The sequence below is a fragment of the Falsiroseomonas sp. genome, assembly GCF_051859025.1.
Lineage (GTDB): Bacteria > Pseudomonadota > Alphaproteobacteria > Acetobacterales > Acetobacteraceae > Falsiroseomonas.
In genome coordinates, this window is the sequence record NZ_JBHYGL010000001.1 from 303,421 (window position 1) to 319,000 (window position 15,580).

Below are 15,580 nucleotides of genomic sequence, written 5' to 3' on the forward strand. Positions count from 1 at the left end.
CTGGTGCGCGGGCTGACGCCGGAGGAAGCGGCCACCGCCGTCGAATGGGCGGCGGCGGAGGGATGGAATCCGGGGCTTTCGGATCTGCCGTGCTTCCTGGCGCAGGATCCCGGGCTGTTTCTTGGAGTGGCGGAAGGGGGCCGGCTCGCTTCCGTCATCGCGGCCACGCGCTACGGCGCGGATTTCGGCTTCATCGGCTTCTACATCGCCAGGCCGGAGGTGCGGGGGCAGGGCCTCGGCATGGTGGTCTGGCAGGCGGCGATGGCGCGGCTCTCGGGCCGGCTGGTCGGGCTGGACGGGGTGGTGGCGCAGCAGGCGAATTACCGGAAATCCGGCTTCTCGCTGGCGTGGAACAACATTCGGTTCGGCGGCGTGCCCGCGGCCCTGGGGCCCGTTGGCGCAGATGTGGTGGAGGCCGCGTCGGTGCCCTTCGCGGCGCTGGCGGCGCTGGACCGGAGCGTGTTCCCGGCGGCGCGGGAGGACTTCCTGCGCGCCTGGCTCTCGGCGCCCGCGCATGTCGCGCTGGCGGTGGTGCGGGACGGGGCGGTGGCGGGCTTCGGCGTGATCCGCCCGGCGCGGGAGGGGCACAAGATCGGCCCCCTGGTGGCGGAGGATCGCGGCGTGGCGGAACGCCTGGCCGCGGCGCTCATCGCGCAACTTGTGCCGGCCGGCGGGCCGGTGTTCCTCGATGTGGCGGAACCGCAGCGTGACGCGGTGGCGCTGGCGGAGGCGCTGGGCCTCACGCCGGTGTTCGAGACGGCGCGGATGTACACGGGCCCGGCGCCCGATCTGGCCCTGCCCCTTCTGTTCGGGATCACGAGTTTCGAACTCGGTTAGCCGCACGGTCCTGCCCCGGCGCCGCGCCCACCACGCGGTTTCGTGATCGGGCCGGGCGCGACATCCGCCGCACCACGCCGAATAGTCAGCCCCCGGCCCCCGGTGTCGGGCATGCCTGTACTGGAGTAGCGGCTGTGAGATGCGAGGGGCCCGCGCGTGCCATCGGGGGGCGGTGGTGATGCCGCGGCTTCGCTTCGCCGCGTTGCTGTCGGGCCTGGTGCTGGCGGTGCTGCTGCCCTCCCTCGGCTTCGGGGGCTTCGCCGCCTGGCAGGCGGTGCGGGACCGGCAGGAGGCGGCGGCGGCCCGACTGCTGGATACGGCGCACAGCCTGTCTTTCGCGCTGGACCGGGAGATCGACCGGCACCTCGGCATCGTGCGCGGCCTGGCGGCGGCGGAGGCGCTGGATGGACCCTATCCCGACCTCGCGCGCTTTGGCGCACAGGCGCGGCGCGTCGCCGGCGCCTTCGGCACCACCGCGCTGCTGCTGGAGGCGGCCACGCTGCGCCCCGTGATCGACACGGCCGTGGCGCCGGGCACCCCTTCCCCCGCCACCGGCACGGCCGCCTTCCGTCCGGCGGCGGAGGCGGGGCAGGCCGTCGTGGCGGACCTGGCGGTGGGCCCGGATGGCAGCCCCATGGCCGCGGTCGGCGTGCCCGTGGAGCGCGAGGGCCGGATCGCCTTCGTGATCGCGGTGCGGATGGCGCCGGACACCTTCCGGCGGCTGCTGGTGGCGCAGGATTTGCCGGCGGGGTTCTTCGCCTTCCTCGCCGATGGGCGGGGCGCGGTGGTCGCGCGGTCGGACGAATTGCATGAACGGCGCCTCGGCCAGCCGATCCCGCCGGAGAACCGGCGGCGCAGCGCCACCGCGGAATCCGGCTTCCACCGTGCCGTCGCCTCCGGTGGGGCGGAGCATGTGTTCGGCTTCCACCGGCTGCGGGCCGCCCCGGGGTGGATCGTCGCCGTCGCGCAGCCCGCCGCGGATTTCGATGCGGCCTGGCGGGTTCCGGCGCTGACCCTCGGCGCGGGCGCGCTGGTGGCGCTGCTGCTCGGCTGCGGGCTGGCGGCGCTGGCCGCGCGCGCCGTGCTGGGCCCGCTGCGGCGGCTGGAGGCGCATGCCCGCGCCCTGGCGGCACATGGCGGGCCGATGCCCCATCAATCCGCCGCCGCCATCCCGCCGGCAAGGGTGGCGGAGGTGGAGGCGCTGCGCCTGGGCTTCGTCGCGCTGGAATCCGCCATGGCGGGGCGGGAGGAGCGGCTGCGGCTGGAGGCGGAGCGCGTGGACCTGGCCCTGGCCGCCGGCGCCATCGTCGGCACCTGGGACTGGGACCTGACGACCGACCGTTTCATCATCGATGAGCGCTTCGCCTTCTATTTCGGCCTCGGTACGCCATCCGCCCGCAGCGTGCTGTCGCTGGAACAGGTGATCGCCACCGTCCATCCCGATGACCTGCCAGGCCTGCGCGCCGCGATCGCGGAGGCGATCGGCCGTGGAGGCCCCTATGCCCACCAGTACCGCGTCCGCGGCCGCGATGGCGTGATGCGGTGGATCGAGGCCAATGGCCGCGTCGACCTGGCCGCCGATGGCGCGCCGCTGCGCTTCCCGGGCGTGCTGCTGGACATCGAGGCGCGGCGCAGCCTGGAGGCGGAGCGCGACCGTTCCGCCGCGCTGCTGCGCGCCTTCGTCGCCGCCGTGCCCGGCGTGGTCTACGCCAAGGACCGGGACGGGCGGATGCTGGTGGCGAATGAAGGCGTGGCCGTGCTGATCGGCAAGCCGCTGGATGCCATCCTCGGCCGGACGGATGCGGCCTTCATCGACGACCCCGCCCAGGCCGCGGTCGTGATGGCGAATGACCAGCGCATCATGGACAGCGGCAGTGCCGAGCAGGTGGAGGAAGTGGTGAGCCTGCCGGACGGGACGCCGGCGATCTGGCTGTCCACCAAGGCGCCGTTCCGCAACGCCATGGGGAAGGTCGTGGGCCTGATCGGCACCTCGGTCGACATCACCGCCCGCATCCAGGCCGTGGCCAGGTTGCGGGAGAGCGAGGCGCGGCTGCGCATGGCGAGCGAGGCCGGGGCCATCGGCTTCTTCTCCTGCGACCTCGCGACCGGCGACACCCATTGGTCCGAGATGATGTATCGCCTGTACGGGCTGGACCCGGCGCTGCCGCCGCCTTCCATGGCGCTGGGGGGGCCGCATCTCGACCTGATCCATCCCGAGGACCAGGACGGGCTGCGGGACCGGCGCCTGGCGGCGATCGCCAACCAGGATTCAGGCGACTTCGCCTTCGAATTCCGCATCCGCCGCGCCGATGACGGGGAGACGCGCTGGATCGCCAGCCGCGGTGAATTCGTCCGCGATGCCGGGGGCGCCGTGGCGGCGGTGCGGGGCGCGCAGCAGGATGTGACGGCGCGGCGCGCCGATGCCGACCGGCTGCAGCTGATGGTGCATGAGCTGAACCATCGCGTGAAGAACACGCTGGCCACCGTGCAATCCATCGCGGCGCAGAGCCTGCGCGGCGCCGACCCCGCCATCCGCCAGGGGCTGGAGGCGCGCATCCTGGCGCTGGCCGCGGCGCATGACGTGCTGACGCGGGATGGCTGGACGGGTGCGAGCATGGAGGAGGTGGTGGCCGGCGTGCTGGCGCCGCATGGCGGGGCGGATGGCGCGCGCTTCCGCGTCACCGGCCCGCCCCTGCGGCTGGTGCCGCGGGTGGCGGTGGCGCTGTCCATGGCCCTGCACGAACTGGCGACCAATGCGCTGAAATACGGCGCGCTGTCGGTGCCGGGCGGGCAGGTGGAGATCCGGTGGTCCGTCGATGCGGGCGCGGCACCGGTGTTCCGCCTGCATTGGGCGGAACGCGGCGGGCCGCCGGTTGGGCCGCGGGTGGCGCCGCCGGCGCGGCAAGGCTTCGGCACGCGGCTGATCGAGCGCAGCCTGGCGCATGACCTCGGCGGCACGACGCGGATCGACTTCGAGGCGGAGGGCGTGCGCTGTTCGGTGGAGGCGCCGCTGGCGGGCATCCTGGCGCCGCTGGGGGCGGCGCCGTTGCTGCGGGTGGGCCGGTAGCGTTCTTCCACAGCCCGCTAGGGCCTGTGGACACTTGGCTGCGGGCGCGCTCGGCGGCGTCTTTCCGCGCCTGGGGCGTTGGGGTCAGGGCGACGATGGAACCCCATCGCCGCCCTGACCCCGCTGCGGCGCCCCCTTGGCATGCACGAAAATCCACTCGCCGATCGCATCCCGGGCCAAGTGTCCACAGGCCCTAGGTGGTACTCCGCGCCGGGACCGGCAGCGTGATCCGCACGCGCAGCCCGCCCTGCGCCGCTTCCTCCAGCCGCAATTCGCCGCCATAGGCCCGGATGATGTCGTCCGCGATGGCCAGGCCGAGGCCCGTGCCGCTGCGGTCGGGGTCGAGCCGGACGCCGCGTGCCAGGGCGGCGGCGCGATGCTCCGCGGGGATGCCAGGGCCGTCATCCTCGATCAGCAGCACCACCGCGCCATCCGCCTCCTCCCCCGTGATGCGCAATTCGGACCGCGCCCATTTCGCCGCATTCTCCAGCAGCGCGCCGAGCAGTTCGGTCAGGTCGCCCTCATCCACCGGGGCCAGCAGCGCCGCCGGGATGTCCTGGCGCCAGGCGAGGTCGCCGCCCGCCGGCATCCGGGCCAGCGCCCCGGCGATGCGCGCGACGGCGGGGGCTAGGGGCGTGGGGCCGCTGCGGGGGCCGGGGCCGCGTATATGGGCGCGCGCCAATTCGCGCGTGACGCGCGCATCGATGCCGGCCGTCACCTCCTCGATCGCTGCGGCGGCCTCGGCCTCTCCGCGGTCGCGCAATTCCCGCGTCCGGGCGCCGAGCAAGGCGAGGGGCGTGCGCAGCCCATGCGCCAGGTCGGCCGCGCGTTCGCGTGCCAGGCGGGTGCTGTGGCGCTGTGCGTCCAGCAGCGCGTCGAAATCGGCGGCGAGTTCCTCCAGCTCCGCCGGCAGGGCCCCGCCCAGCCGGTCCCGCCGCCCCGCCCGCAGGTCCCGCAGCGCGCGGCGGGCGCGCCGCACCGGCCAGAGCGCGATGGCCCCCTGCAGGGCGAAGGCGGCCATCAGCCCCGCGCCGATGCTGGCCAGCACCGGCAGCAGATCCATCACGAAGGCCCGGTTGGCGGCTTCCATCACCTTGCGGTCCATCGCCACGGCCACGCGGTAGCGGGCTTGCGTGCCTGCCCCGTCATCCACCCATCGTGCCAGCACGATCATCTTGCCGCGCTCCGGCCCGGTGACGATGTGGCGCTGTCGTTCGCCGCCGCGCAGCGCATCCGGCGCCAGCGGGATATCGAACCCCGCGAGGGAGGGGGAGCGCAGCGCCGCGCCGGTATCCTCGTTCCGCACCTGCCAGTAGAGGCCGGACATCGGTTCCAGGAAGCGGGGGTCGGGCAGCGGCTGCACCGTAAGGGTCGCGGCCCCGTCCCGCGCCGCCACGCCGCGGGCGAGGAAGCGGAGATCCGCATCCAGCTCCGCCAGCAACTCCCGCTCCACATGCCGCTCGAACAACCCCTGCACGGCGCCGCCGACGGCGCCGGCGGCGGCCAGCGCCGTCACCACCGCGACGATGGCGAAGCGCGCGCGGAGCGACCGCGTCACGGCCCCTCCCGGCGCGACTGCGTCACGGCGCGTCCCCGATCACATAGCCATGGCCGCGCCGGGTGCGGATGGCGGTGGCGCCGACCTTCCGGCGCAGGCGCGCGACCAGGGCTTCCACCGCATTGTCGCCGCGATCCGCTTCCTCCGCATACAGGTGCTCGGTGAGTTCGGTCTGATGCACGGCGCGGCCGGGATGGTGCATGAGGTAGGCGAGCAGCCGGAATTCCAGGGGCGTCAGCTCCACCTCCTCCCCGCCCCTGGTCAGGCGCCGGGCGCGGAGGTCGAGGGCGAGGTCGCCGGCGCGCAGCATGTTGGTGGCGCGGCCGGCGGAACGGCGCAGCACGGCGCGCAGCCGGGCGAGCACTTCCTCCATCGCGAAGGGCTTGACGATGTAGTCGTCGGCGCCGGCGTCGATCGCCTCCACCCGGGTGGACCAGGTGCCGCGGGCCGACAGGACCAGGATGGGGAAGGCGACGCCTTCCGCGCGCCAGCGGCGGATCAGCGACAGCCCGTCCAGCCCGGGCAGGCCGAGGTCGAGGATGGCGGCGTCGAAGGGCTCCACCCCGCCGCGCTGCCAGGCGGTGGCGCCATCGGCCGCGTGTTCGGCCGCGAAGCCGGCGGCCGCCAGGGCGCGCAGCAGATCCTGCGCGATGCCGGCCTCATCCTCCACCACCAGAACCCGCATCGCGCCCGCCCGCCCTCCACCAGTATCGCCCCCGCTTGGCCGCTGGCCGGGTGATGCCGCCGTAGCCCATCGTGGCTGACATCACGCTGACAGCGCGCGTCAGCGTCGCGGGGCCATGCACTGCTACCCGGACGCGCATGTCCTACCAGAACATGAAGATCGCCGCGCGCATCCCGGCAAGCCCCTGCCGGCTGTGCGGTGGCACCGAACGGCAGGTGCTGGCGACGCGCGGGCGGGGGATGGAGCCCCTGACCACCGTGGTCTGCCGCGGCTGTGGCCTGGTGAGCCACCACCCGCTGCCGGACCCGGCGGAGGTCGCCGCCTTCTACGCCACGCGCTACCGCGTCGCCTACAAGGGGGGGTGGGAGCCGAAGCGGAAGCACGCGCTGCGGGCGCTGCGGGGCGCCATCGCGCGGGCCGGGCGCCTTGCGCCGCTGCTGAAGCCGGGCGCGCGGGTGCTGGATGTGGGCGCATCCTCCGGCGAGTTCACCTATGTGATGCAGCGCGCGGGCTTCGCGGCGAGCGGCATCGAACCCAACCTCGGCTATGGCGATTTCGCGCGCCGGACCTACGGGGTGGCGGTGCAGACCGGGGGGCTGGAGGAGGCGGGGGTGGTGCCCGGCAGCCTCGACCTGGTGACGCTGAACCATGTGCTGGAGCACCTGGCCGATCCCTGGGACGCGCTGGCGCGGATCGAGGGTTGGCTGGCGCCGGGCGGCCTGCTGTTCATCGAGGTGCCGAACCTGCTGGGCGTGCGCAAGCAGGCGGCGAACACCTTCCACACCGCGCATATCTGGAACTTCACGCCGCAGACGCTGGCCATGGTGGCGTGGCAGGCGGGCTTCGCCGCGCTGACCCGACAGGAGCTGGAGGGCACGTCCATGGTGCTGCGCCGCCGCCATGGCGGGGATACGCCGCCCCTGGGCGCGGATGCCGCGCTGGCGGAAAGGCTGGCCGTGCAGGTCGCCACCGCGGGCAGCCCGCTGCGCTATCTGCTGTCCGGCGCGCCGATCCGGCGGCGGCTGGACCGGCTGCGGCGGAACATCGGGGAACGCATGGTCTGCGGGCGCCATGCCTCCGTCCGCGCCATGGCGGATGCGGTGCTGGATGGCGCGCTGCCGTCGGTGCGGGGGAGGGACAGCGCGCCCGGTTGAGGGGAGCCGTGGGTGCGTGATGGGGATGGGGTTGAGGGAGGCGTTCGATACTATGCAGATGACGGCGGGCTTGGCGCCCAGCTTGAGAACAGGGCGGCTGTCGGGGGTCACGACAGCTATGTTGGGCTCGGGCGGAAGTCGTTGAGCGCGCGCGATAGTTGCACTAACGGGTGCATACGATGGGAGACGTTTAGCGATGCACCCAATTGAGATAAATCTCGCCGACTGGAAAAAATGTCTTGTGCCAAATATTCCAGTTGCTGGGTTAATTTCGCGAAATCCTATTGTTTATAAGTGGAAAGCGCCGTTTCGTGTTTGGATGTTACGTGAAGTAACATTTTGGAGATTTCATGACTTGGCATCGCAGTCGTTTTCGCTGCATAATGCGGGGCATGGGCTTGGCTCGCGGATTCTTCTGCGGAGTGGATTAGAAACCTTATCGGTACTCATATATCTAAATCAAATTATTCAGCGCGTGATCGATGGTGCAATTTCGTTCAGTGCCTTCGGTGAAACGACTTCAAAATTGCTGCTTGGATCACGCGACGGGTCCACTCACCTTGCAGCCGTCAATATTCTGACAGTGCTTGAGAAATGCGAAAAACGATATCCTGGTATAGCGGTGATGTATGGCCGAATGTCGGAGAGCGCCCACCCAAATTATGAAGGTATGATGGCTGGTTACTCAAGTACAAATTATTCTGAATATGAGACTGTTTTTGCTAATAGATGGATGGAGCTCTATGGCGGCACACATCTTGATGCACTGCAAATGTGCATGGAGACGTTTCTGCACGAATATGACGAGGTTTGGCCGCCACTAATTGAAAATTTTGAGCGATGGATTGAGGCAAACGATCAGACGCTTGAACGGATGAGCGACGGGTGATCTTCAAGGGCTACGCGTCGACCACATCCTTGCTCCCGCCTGGTTCTCCTCCCGCCTTAACCTTCCCACCTCAAATTCCTGCCCCCGAGCCACCTCCACCGCCGCCGCGTAATCCGCCTCGCTCATCGCCGCCGTCCGCGACAGCACCCACAGGAAATTCCGCCCCGGAGCCCCCACCACGGCCCAGCGGTAATCCGGGTCGAGCCCGATCACCCAGTAGTCGCCGTAGAAGGGCCAGAAGAAGGTCACCCTCAGTTTGGCGTTGCCGCTGCCGTCCACGGCATAGGCGCTGGCGGTGGCGACCTGTTCCTCCCCGCGCAGATCCTGGCAGCGGTTGACCACGCCGATCGTGCCGTCGGGCCGCGCCGTGTAGGTGGCGGTGGTGGCGCGGCATTCGCGGCCGGGGCGGTCCTGGAAGCTGTTGGGGAAGCGGGCGACCTCATGCCAGGTGCCGGCATAGCGGGCCAGGTCCACGCTGGCGACCGTCGCGGGGGGCGGGGAGGAAGGCGGCGTCGCACAGGCGGCGAGCAGCAGGGGCAGGGCGAGCAGCAGGCGGCGGATCACGGGCTTCGATGCTCCTGGAGACTCAAGCGGCAACGCGGGGATCGCCGGGAACGATCCCGGGCGGCAGCGCGGCCACATGGTCGAAGATGGCGCCGGCCGTCGTGATCCAGACGGTGTCGCGGTGCTGCGCGATCTCGGCCAGCGCGCGGCGCAGGTGCCGCATCCGGTGGGGCTGGCCGATGATGTAGGGGTGCAGCGCGATGCCCATCACCTGGGGCAGCCCATCGCGGGTCTGGCGCAGGCGTTCGTGGAAATCATCCAGGATCATCTGCGCGAAGGCATCGCCGCCATCCTTGCGGCCGACGATGGAGGGGATGTCGTTCACCTCCTGCGGGTAGGGCATGGCCAGCAGGGGGCGGCCCCGCGTCCGCATCCAGACCGGCGCGTCATCGGCGCACCAGTTCATGGTGTAGCGGTAGCCGGCCTCGGCCAGCAGGTCCGGGGTGGTGCGGCTCTCCGCGATCCAGGGGCTGAGCCAGCCGCGGGGCGCCGTGCCCTCGGCGGCCAGGATCGCCGCGGTCGAGTCGGCGATGAGGGTTGCTTCCTCGGCCTCCGGCAGCACCGATTGGCGTTCGGAATTGGTGCGGCCATGGCCCGCCATCTCATCGCCCCGCGCGCGATGGGCGGCGATGAGGTCCGGCGCGTAGTCATACATGGCGCTGTTGAGCAGGAGGGTGGCGGGGAGGGCCAGTTCGTCCAGCGTCTCCAGCAGCCGCCAGGCGCCGACGCGGTTGCCGTAGTCCCGCCAGGCGAAGTTCAGGATATCGGGCTGCGGTCCACCGGGGGCGAGTTCGGCGCCCAGGCCCTCCCCGAAGGCGAAATGCTCCAGGTTGACGCCGAGATAGACCGCCAGCTTGCCGCCATTGGGCCAGGCATAGGGGGTGCGGCCGCGCCAGGCGGCGTAGTCGTAGCGTCCATGGGTGGGCAGCATCGGGGAACTCCGGCGGATCGCGGCGGAGGTGGGTCATTTCGCGACAGGCGGCAACCCCGAAGATCGCGCCAGGGGGTGGGATGACCGTTCCGTGCTTGTGTCCTATGGTCCGCGGCAATGGCACGGGTGAGACAAGGTGAGGGGGCGGCCGGGGCGCTGCTGCGGCGCGAGGCGCGCGCGGCGCGGGCCCATCTGGCCGTGCCGCTGGTGCTGGGCATCGGGCAGGTCGCGGTGGGGATCGGCCAGGCCTGGCTGATCGCGCTGCTGATCGCGCGGCTGCTGGGAATCGGCGACGCCGGATGGAACGAGTTGGCCGCCGCCGGCGCGCTGGCGCTGCTCTCGGCCGCGATCGGCATCGCCCAGGAACGCGCCCTGATCGCGGCGGGTGAGGCCGCGAAGACCCGCCTGCGCAACCAGGCCTTCGCCCGGCTGCTGGCGACGGGGGCGGAGGACCAGCGCCCGGTCGGCGAACGCGCCGCCCTGGTGGTGGACCGGATCGAGGCGCTGGAAGGTTTTCTCACGCGCTGGCTGCCGGCGGCGATGCTCGCCATGGCCGGGCCGGCGCTGGTGGCGGCGGCGGCCTTTTCCGTCGATGCGACATCGGGCGCGATCCTGCTGGTGGCGGGGCTCCTGGTGCCGGTCGCCATGGCGGTGACGGGCATCGGCGCGGCACAAGCCAGCCGGAAGCAGTTCTCCGCACTCGACCGGCTTTCGGGAAGGTTCCTGGACAGGATGCGGGGGCTGCCGACGCTGGTGCTGTTCCGGCAGCAGGAAGCCGAGGCGACATCGCTGCGGGCCGCGGCGGATGAACTCCGCGGGCGGACCATGCGGGTGCTGCGGGTGGCGTTCCTGTCCTCCGCGTCGCTGGAGGCGCTGGCCGCGGCGGCGATCGCGTGCCTCGCGGTGCGGCATGGGGCGATCCTCGGCCTGACGCATCCGGACCCCGCGGGGGCGATCTTCTGCCTGCTGCTCGTGCCGGCCTTCTTCGCGCCGCTGCGCGCCTTCTCCCAGGCCTATCACGAACGCCTCGCCGCCCGCGGTGCCGCCGCCGAACTGGCGCCGCTGCTGGAAGACGATGGCGCGTCGCCCGGCTACCGGCTGGAGGAAGTGCCGAACAAGCTGGTCGTCACCTTCCAGGACGTGAAGCTGACCTACGACCCCGCCCGCCCGCCGGCCCTCGATGGGCTGGGCTTCCGCGTGATGCCGGGGGAGACGCTGGTGCTGGCGGGGCCGTCCGGGGCGGGCAAATCCTCCGTCCTGCGGCTGCTCATGGGCTTCCGGCGGCCGGATAGCGGGCGCATCGCCTTCAACGGGCAGGACGCGACGCTGCTCGCCCCCGCCGAACTCCGGCGCCTGACCGCCTATGTCGGCCAGCGCGCCCACCTGTTCCGCGCCACGCTGCGGGAGAACATCGCCCTCGCCCGGCCGGAGGCGACGCCGGCGGAGGTGGAGGCGGCGGCGGAGGCCGCGCGGGTGATGGATTTCGCGCGCGGCCTGCCCGAGGGGCTGGACACGCTGGTGGGGGAGGGCGGCTTCGGCCTGTCCGGCGGCCAGGCGCAGCGCGTCGCCGTCGCCCGCGCCTTCCTGCGCGACGCGCCCCTCGTGCTGCTGGATGAACCGACGGCGCATCTGGACCCGGGGACGGAAGCGGAGGTGCTGGAGAGCATCCGGCGGCTCTGTGCCGGGCGCACCGCCATCATCGCCACCCATTCCCGCCTGGCGCAGCGCACGCTGGGCCGGGTGCTGGAGATCGAGGGCGGGCGCGCCGTGGGCGCCCGGATGGCGGGCGAATGAACGCCGACCTGTTCCGCGTGCTCGGCCTGTGGCGCAGCCGGACCTGGTGGCTGGTGGCGGGGCTGTCCATGGCCTGCGCGGCGTCGCTGGCGGGCCTGGCGCTGCTGGGCCTGGCCGGGCGCGGCGTGGCGGAGGGCGTGACGCCCGCCGCCATCTTCGCCGGCGGCGCGGCGGCCTTCTTCTGGCTGCGGCCCGTGGTGATCCTGCGGCCGGTGTTCCGCTACCTCGAACGGCTGGTCACCCATGCCGCGACCTTCCGGGCGCTGGCGGATACCCGCGTCTGGTTCTTCCGGCGCCTGGCGGAACGGCTGCCGGCCGGGCTCGGCTTCCGGCGGGCAGGCGACCTGCTGGGGCGGCTGGTGTCGGACATCGATGCGCTGGACCGCGTCTATCTCGGTGCCATCGTGCCGGGCGTGGCGGCGCTGGCGGCGGTGCTGGCCATCACCGTCGTGCTGGGGGCGGTGTCGCTGCCGCTGGCGGCGCTGGTCTGCGTGCCACTCGCCCTCGCCTTGCTGCTGCCGCCGCTGCTGGCGCCCGGCGCCGCCGCGGCCGGTGAACGGGTGGCGGTGGCGCAGGGGTCGCTCCGCGCCGCCGTGGTCGATCCGCTGACCGGCATCGAGGATACGCTGGCCGCCGGCGCCGAAGGGCGCGCCGCCGCCCGCGCCAACCAGGAAGGCACGGCGCTGGCCGCCGCGCAGCGCGCGCTGTCCCGCCGCGCGGCCTATGGCGGGGCGGCGGGGATGCTGCTGACCCAGGCCGCGATGCTCGGCGCGCTGGCCTATGGCCTGGCGGCCGGGGAGGGCGGCGTGGCCGCCGCGGTGCTCGGCCTGTTCCTGGCGACCGCCGCCGCCGAGGCCTTCGGCCTGCTGCCCCGCGCCGGCGCTGCCCTCGCCGCCGCCGGGGCCAGCGCGCGCCGGTTGTTCGAAGCCGCCGACCAGGCCGCGCCCGTCGCCGAACCGGCCGAACCGGCCGCGCTGCCGAAGGGCCACGCCATCAAGGTGGAGGGCCTGTCCTTCGCCTGGGCGCCGGACCGGCCGCCGGTCTTCGACGGCCTCGACCTCGATGTGCCTGAGGGCGCGCGCATCGCACTTCTCGGCCCCTCCGGCATCGGCAAATCCACGCTCACCTCCCTGCTGCTGAAACTCGCCGCGCCGCAGGGCGGGCGGATCACGCTGGGTGGCGTCGATATCGCGACGCTGTCTGCCGATGCCGTCCGGTCCCGCATCGCCTGCCTGACGCAGGACGCCCGACTGTTCGACGACAGCATCGAGGACAACCTCCGCCTCGCCCGCCCCGACGCGCCCGAAGCCGACCTCTGGCAGGCGCTGGACCGCGCCGGGATCGGGGAGATGGTGCGCGCCTTGCCGGAAGGCCTCGGGACCCGCTGCGGGGAAGCCGGGGCCCGCTTCTCCGGCGGCCAGGCGCGCCGCCTGGCCCTGGCCCGCGCGCTGCTGACCGACGCACCGGTGCTGATCCTGGACGAACCCGCCGCGGGGCTCGATTCCGAAACCGAACGCGCCTTCCTGGAAACGCTCGGCGAAGCCACCCAGGGCCGCAGCGTCATCCTGATCGTGCACCGCCTGATCGGCGTCGAACGCCCGCACCGGATCCTGAGGCTGGCCGCGGGGCGCGCATTGCCGGCGATGGGGTAGCCCGGCGAGGGGCGCTGCCCCTCGTTGGACGCATGCGTCCAACCCCCGCAAAGGGGCAGCGGCCCCTTTGAACCCCCTTCATGGGAACAGGAGAGAGGGGCCGGCGCGACCGCTGTGACAGCGCGCGTTCCAGCCCCTCTCTCCTGTTCCCATCAAACGGTGGTCCAGGAGGCCGCTGCCTCCTGGTGGGGGGTGCCGGGGGGCAAAGCCCCCTGGCGAGCCACCAGCGCGACACGGCCCGCGCCCCCGCCGTCCGGCCCTCGCTCCCCAACGGGGACGGCCGGGGGGGTGCGGGCCTCGCGCCCTGTCCCTTACGGGAAGAGCGCTTCCTTCACGCCGCCCATCCAGAAGGCCAGGCTGGCTTCGGTGGGGGTGGTGGGGACGGGGGCTTCCAGCACGATTTCCGTGCGGTTGCCGCCGGCGCCGTTGCTGTTGGGCACCGGCGGTTCCACCAGCTGGATCAGGGCCTCGGCCTCTGCTTCCGGCATGACGTCGTAATGGCCGAGCATGCGGGCCAGGACGCCCCACTTCACGCGGCTGCCGCCGTCCGCGACCTTGATCGCGAAGCCGAGGCCGCGTTCCGGCGCGGCGGCCAGCAGGTAGCCTTCGGCGCCGCCCTTCAGCACGACCTTGCCCTTGGCGGCGCGGACGAGGCGGGAGGTGGCGGCATCCATGCCGGAGAGGTGGTCGGGGTGGTTCGTCATGGCGCGGACCACGCGCTTGGCGGCGGCGCGGCGTGCGCTGTTGGCGGACCAGCCGACGGCCAGGCGTGCCATGGCGGTCGCCATGTCCCGCATCGGCACGGCGGCGGCGGGCAGGCCGCAATGGTCATAGCCCATCGGCAGCTTGCGGGCATCGCGGCCGAGGTATTCGCTCAGCACGTCCATGTAGAGTTGCTGGGCGGGGTTCGCGGGGTTGGCGTAGTCCAGCCCGGCGCCGAGCTGCTTCGCCACCGACAGGAAGCCGCAATGCTTGCCGGAGCAGTTGTGGAAGATGCGGCGGGGGCCGCCGGCCTGGCAGGCCGCGACGATGTCGCCTTGCGCGCGCGGCAGGGCCGGGTCGCAGACGAGGGCGGATTCATCCAGGCCGAGGCGGCCCAGCCAATCCTGCACCAGCGCCACCTGGAAGGGTTCCGCGCCGTGGGAGGCGCAGGCCATGGCGATGTGTTCGTCGCTGAGGCCCAGCGCATCCGCCGCGCCGCTCTCGATCAGGCCGATGGCCTGGAAGGGCTTGAGCGAGGAGCGCGGGAAGGTGACGGTCCCGGCATCGCCCCAGCAGCCGACCAGGCGGCCGTCGATGTTGGTGACGACAACCGCGCCGCTGTGCACGCTTTCAACCGCAGGCCCGCGCCATATCCGCGCAAGCTCCACGAAGTCCGTTGCATCTGTCATTGGGGGAGGTTTCCTTGAGTCGGCATGCACCGGCGGCAGAACGTCCACCGCACTGGCAGCAGTGCCACAAAACCGGGCACGCCGAACAGGATCATTTTCAGTCTGGCGACACGGAACCCGTTCTTTCGACGATCATCCCATAATGTTCGGGTCGCCGGTGCCGGGCGAAGTTGAACATCGTTTCCTTGTAGGGCGTGCAGGCATCGAGGTCGCAGGCCGCCATCACCAGTTCATCGCCGCGCCCCAGCGCCTGGGCGACGATCTGGCCGGAGGGGGCGATGATGCAGGACCCGCCGATCTGCATGATGCCTTCCTCCACCCCGGCCTTGGCCACGCAGACCGCCCAGGTGCCGTTGGCGTAGCAGCCCGCCTGCATGGAGAGGTGGTTGTGGAAATCCTGCAGCGGGTCGGTCTGCGGCATGGCGGGGTCGTGCTGGGGGGTGTTGTAGCCCAGCATCACCATCTCCGCCCCTTGCAGGCCCAGCACGCGCCAGGCTTCGGGCCAGCGGCGGTCGTTGCAGATCATCAGGCCCATGATGCCGCCCATGGTCCGCCAGGCGCGCCAGCCGAGGTCGCCGATCTCGAAGTAGCGCTTCTCCAGGTTCTGGAAGGGGCGCCAGGGCTCGTGCCCGGCATGGCCGGGCAGGTGGATTTTTCGATATTTGCCGACGATGGCGCCGGACTTGTCGACCAGGATGGCGGTGTTGAAGCGGCGCTTGCGGCCGCCTTCATGGACGAGCTCGCAGTAGCCGAGGTGGAAGCCGATGCTCAGGCGCTTCGCCTCGGCGAACAGGGGCGCGGTCTCGTTCGACGGCATCGCCGTCTCGAACCAGGAATCGAGTTCGGCCTCATCCTCGATCCACCAATGCGGGAAGAAGGCGGTCAGCGCGGCTTCCGGGTAGACGATGATGTCGGCGCCGCGCGCGGCGGCGTCCCGCATCAGCACCAGCAGGCGTTCGACGACCTGCGCGCGGCTTTCGCTGCGGGGGATGGGGCCGAGCTGGGCTGCGGCCATGGTCACGATGCGGGGCAAGGCTGGCGCTCTCCGTGGAAGGCGC

Annotated in this window: 12 protein-coding genes; 6 read left to right on the plus strand and 6 right to left on the minus strand. The window is 72.0% G+C overall.

Going from position 1 to position 15,580, the window contains the following annotated elements:
- The first annotated feature begins 3 nt into the window (after positions 1-3).
- The gene (locus ACTIE5_RS01580) at positions 4-837 is read left to right on the plus strand and encodes a GNAT family N-acetyltransferase (RefSeq protein ID WP_439548639.1); all 834 of its coding nucleotides are present in this window, start codon (positions 4-6) and stop codon (positions 835-837) included.
- A 178-nt stretch (positions 838-1,015) separates the two neighbouring features.
- Complete coding sequence (locus tag ACTIE5_RS01585; RefSeq protein ID WP_439547936.1) at positions 1,016-3,904, plus strand: PAS domain-containing protein; 2,889 nt, start codon at positions 1,016-1,018, stop codon at positions 3,902-3,904.
- A gap of 193 nt (positions 3,905-4,097) precedes the next feature.
- On the opposite strand, the gene ACTIE5_RS01590 is transcribed toward ACTIE5_RS01585, so the two are convergent.
- Together ACTIE5_RS01590 and ACTIE5_RS01595 are read right to left on the minus strand one after the other, a co-directional pair.
- Complete coding sequence (locus tag ACTIE5_RS01590) at positions 4,098-5,462, minus strand: sensor histidine kinase (protein WP_439547937.1); 1,365 nt, start codon at positions 5,460-5,462, stop codon at positions 4,098-4,100.
- A 22-nt stretch (positions 5,463-5,484) separates the two neighbouring features.
- Positions 5,485-6,147: a response regulator transcription factor gene (locus ACTIE5_RS01595; protein ID WP_439547938.1), complete on the minus strand. Its 663-nt coding sequence runs from the start codon at positions 6,145-6,147 to the stop codon at positions 5,485-5,487.
- A 137-nt stretch (positions 6,148-6,284) separates the two neighbouring features.
- Between ACTIE5_RS01595 and ACTIE5_RS01600 the strand changes: the two genes are divergently transcribed.
- Both ACTIE5_RS01600 and ACTIE5_RS01605 read left to right on the plus strand, forming a co-directional pair.
- A complete protein-coding gene (locus ACTIE5_RS01600) occupies positions 6,285-7,301 on the plus strand; it encodes a class I SAM-dependent methyltransferase (RefSeq protein WP_439547939.1) in 1,017 nt (338 codons plus the stop codon).
- 196 nt (positions 7,302-7,497) lie between these two features.
- A complete protein-coding gene (locus ACTIE5_RS01605; RefSeq protein WP_439547940.1) occupies positions 7,498-8,190 on the plus strand; it encodes a hypothetical protein in 693 nt (230 codons plus the stop codon).
- Between the two features lie 3 nt (positions 8,191-8,193).
- Here the strand turns inward: ACTIE5_RS01605 and ACTIE5_RS01610 are convergent, their stop codons facing one another.
- Positions 8,194-8,754: a lipocalin family protein gene (locus ACTIE5_RS01610; RefSeq protein WP_439547941.1), complete on the minus strand. Its 561-nt coding sequence runs from the start codon at positions 8,752-8,754 to the stop codon at positions 8,194-8,196.
- Between the two features lie 22 nt (positions 8,755-8,776).
- The gene (locus ACTIE5_RS01615) at positions 8,777-9,685 is read right to left on the minus strand and encodes a polysaccharide deacetylase family protein (RefSeq protein ID WP_439547942.1); all 909 of its coding nucleotides are present in this window, start codon (positions 9,683-9,685) and stop codon (positions 8,777-8,779) included.
- 117 nt (positions 9,686-9,802) lie between these two features.
- Here ACTIE5_RS01615 and cydD point away from each other — a divergent pair, with 117 nt between their 5' ends.
- A complete protein-coding gene (gene cydD, locus ACTIE5_RS01620; RefSeq protein ID WP_439547943.1) occupies positions 9,803-11,479 on the plus strand; it encodes a thiol reductant ABC exporter subunit CydD in 1,677 nt (558 codons plus the stop codon).
- Positions 11,476-13,131: a thiol reductant ABC exporter subunit CydC gene (gene cydC, locus ACTIE5_RS01625; protein WP_439547944.1), complete on the plus strand. Its 1,656-nt coding sequence runs from the start codon at positions 11,476-11,478 to the stop codon at positions 13,129-13,131. Before cydD ends, cydC begins: the two co-directional genes overlap by 4 nt.
- Before the next feature lie 311 nt (positions 13,132-13,442).
- Here the strand turns inward: cydC and ACTIE5_RS01630 are convergent, their stop codons facing one another.
- Positions 13,443-14,522 (minus strand): asparaginase, encoded by a 1,080-nt coding sequence (locus tag ACTIE5_RS01630; RefSeq protein ID WP_439547945.1) that lies wholly within the window; start codon positions 14,520-14,522, stop codon positions 13,443-13,445.
- Between the two features lie 97 nt (positions 14,523-14,619).
- A complete protein-coding gene (locus tag ACTIE5_RS01635; protein WP_439547946.1) occupies positions 14,620-15,555 on the minus strand; it encodes an N-carbamoyl-D-amino-acid hydrolase in 936 nt (311 codons plus the stop codon).
- Positions 15,556-15,580 lie beyond the last annotated feature (25 nt).

Bases quoted from the DNA above. Each gene is read 5' to 3' on its own strand.
- ACTIE5_RS01585 (WP_439547936.1), top strand. From the start codon at position 1,016: ATGCCGCGGCTTCGCTTCGCCGCGTTGCTGTCGGGCCTGGTGCTGGCG.
- ACTIE5_RS01595 (WP_439547938.1), bottom strand. From the start codon at position 6,147: ATGCGGGTTCTGGTGGTGGAGGATGAGGCCGGCATCGCGCAGGATCTG.
- ACTIE5_RS01600 (WP_439547939.1), top strand. From the start codon at position 6,285: ATGTCCTACCAGAACATGAAGATCGCCGCGCGCATCCCGGCAAGCCCC.
- ACTIE5_RS01605 (WP_439547940.1), top strand. From the start codon at position 7,498: ATGCACCCAATTGAGATAAATCTCGCCGACTGGAAAAAATGTCTTGTG.
- ACTIE5_RS01615 (WP_439547942.1), bottom strand. From the start codon at position 9,685: ATGCTGCCCACCCATGGACGCTACGACTACGCCGCCTGGCGCGGCCGC.
- cydD (WP_439547943.1), top strand. From the start codon at position 9,803: ATGGCACGGGTGAGACAAGGTGAGGGGGCGGCCGGGGCGCTGCTGCGG.
- cydC (WP_439547944.1), top strand. From the start codon at position 11,476: ATGAACGCCGACCTGTTCCGCGTGCTCGGCCTGTGGCGCAGCCGGACC.
- ACTIE5_RS01630 (WP_439547945.1), bottom strand. From the start codon at position 14,522: ATGACAGATGCAACGGACTTCGTGGAGCTTGCGCGGATATGGCGCGGG.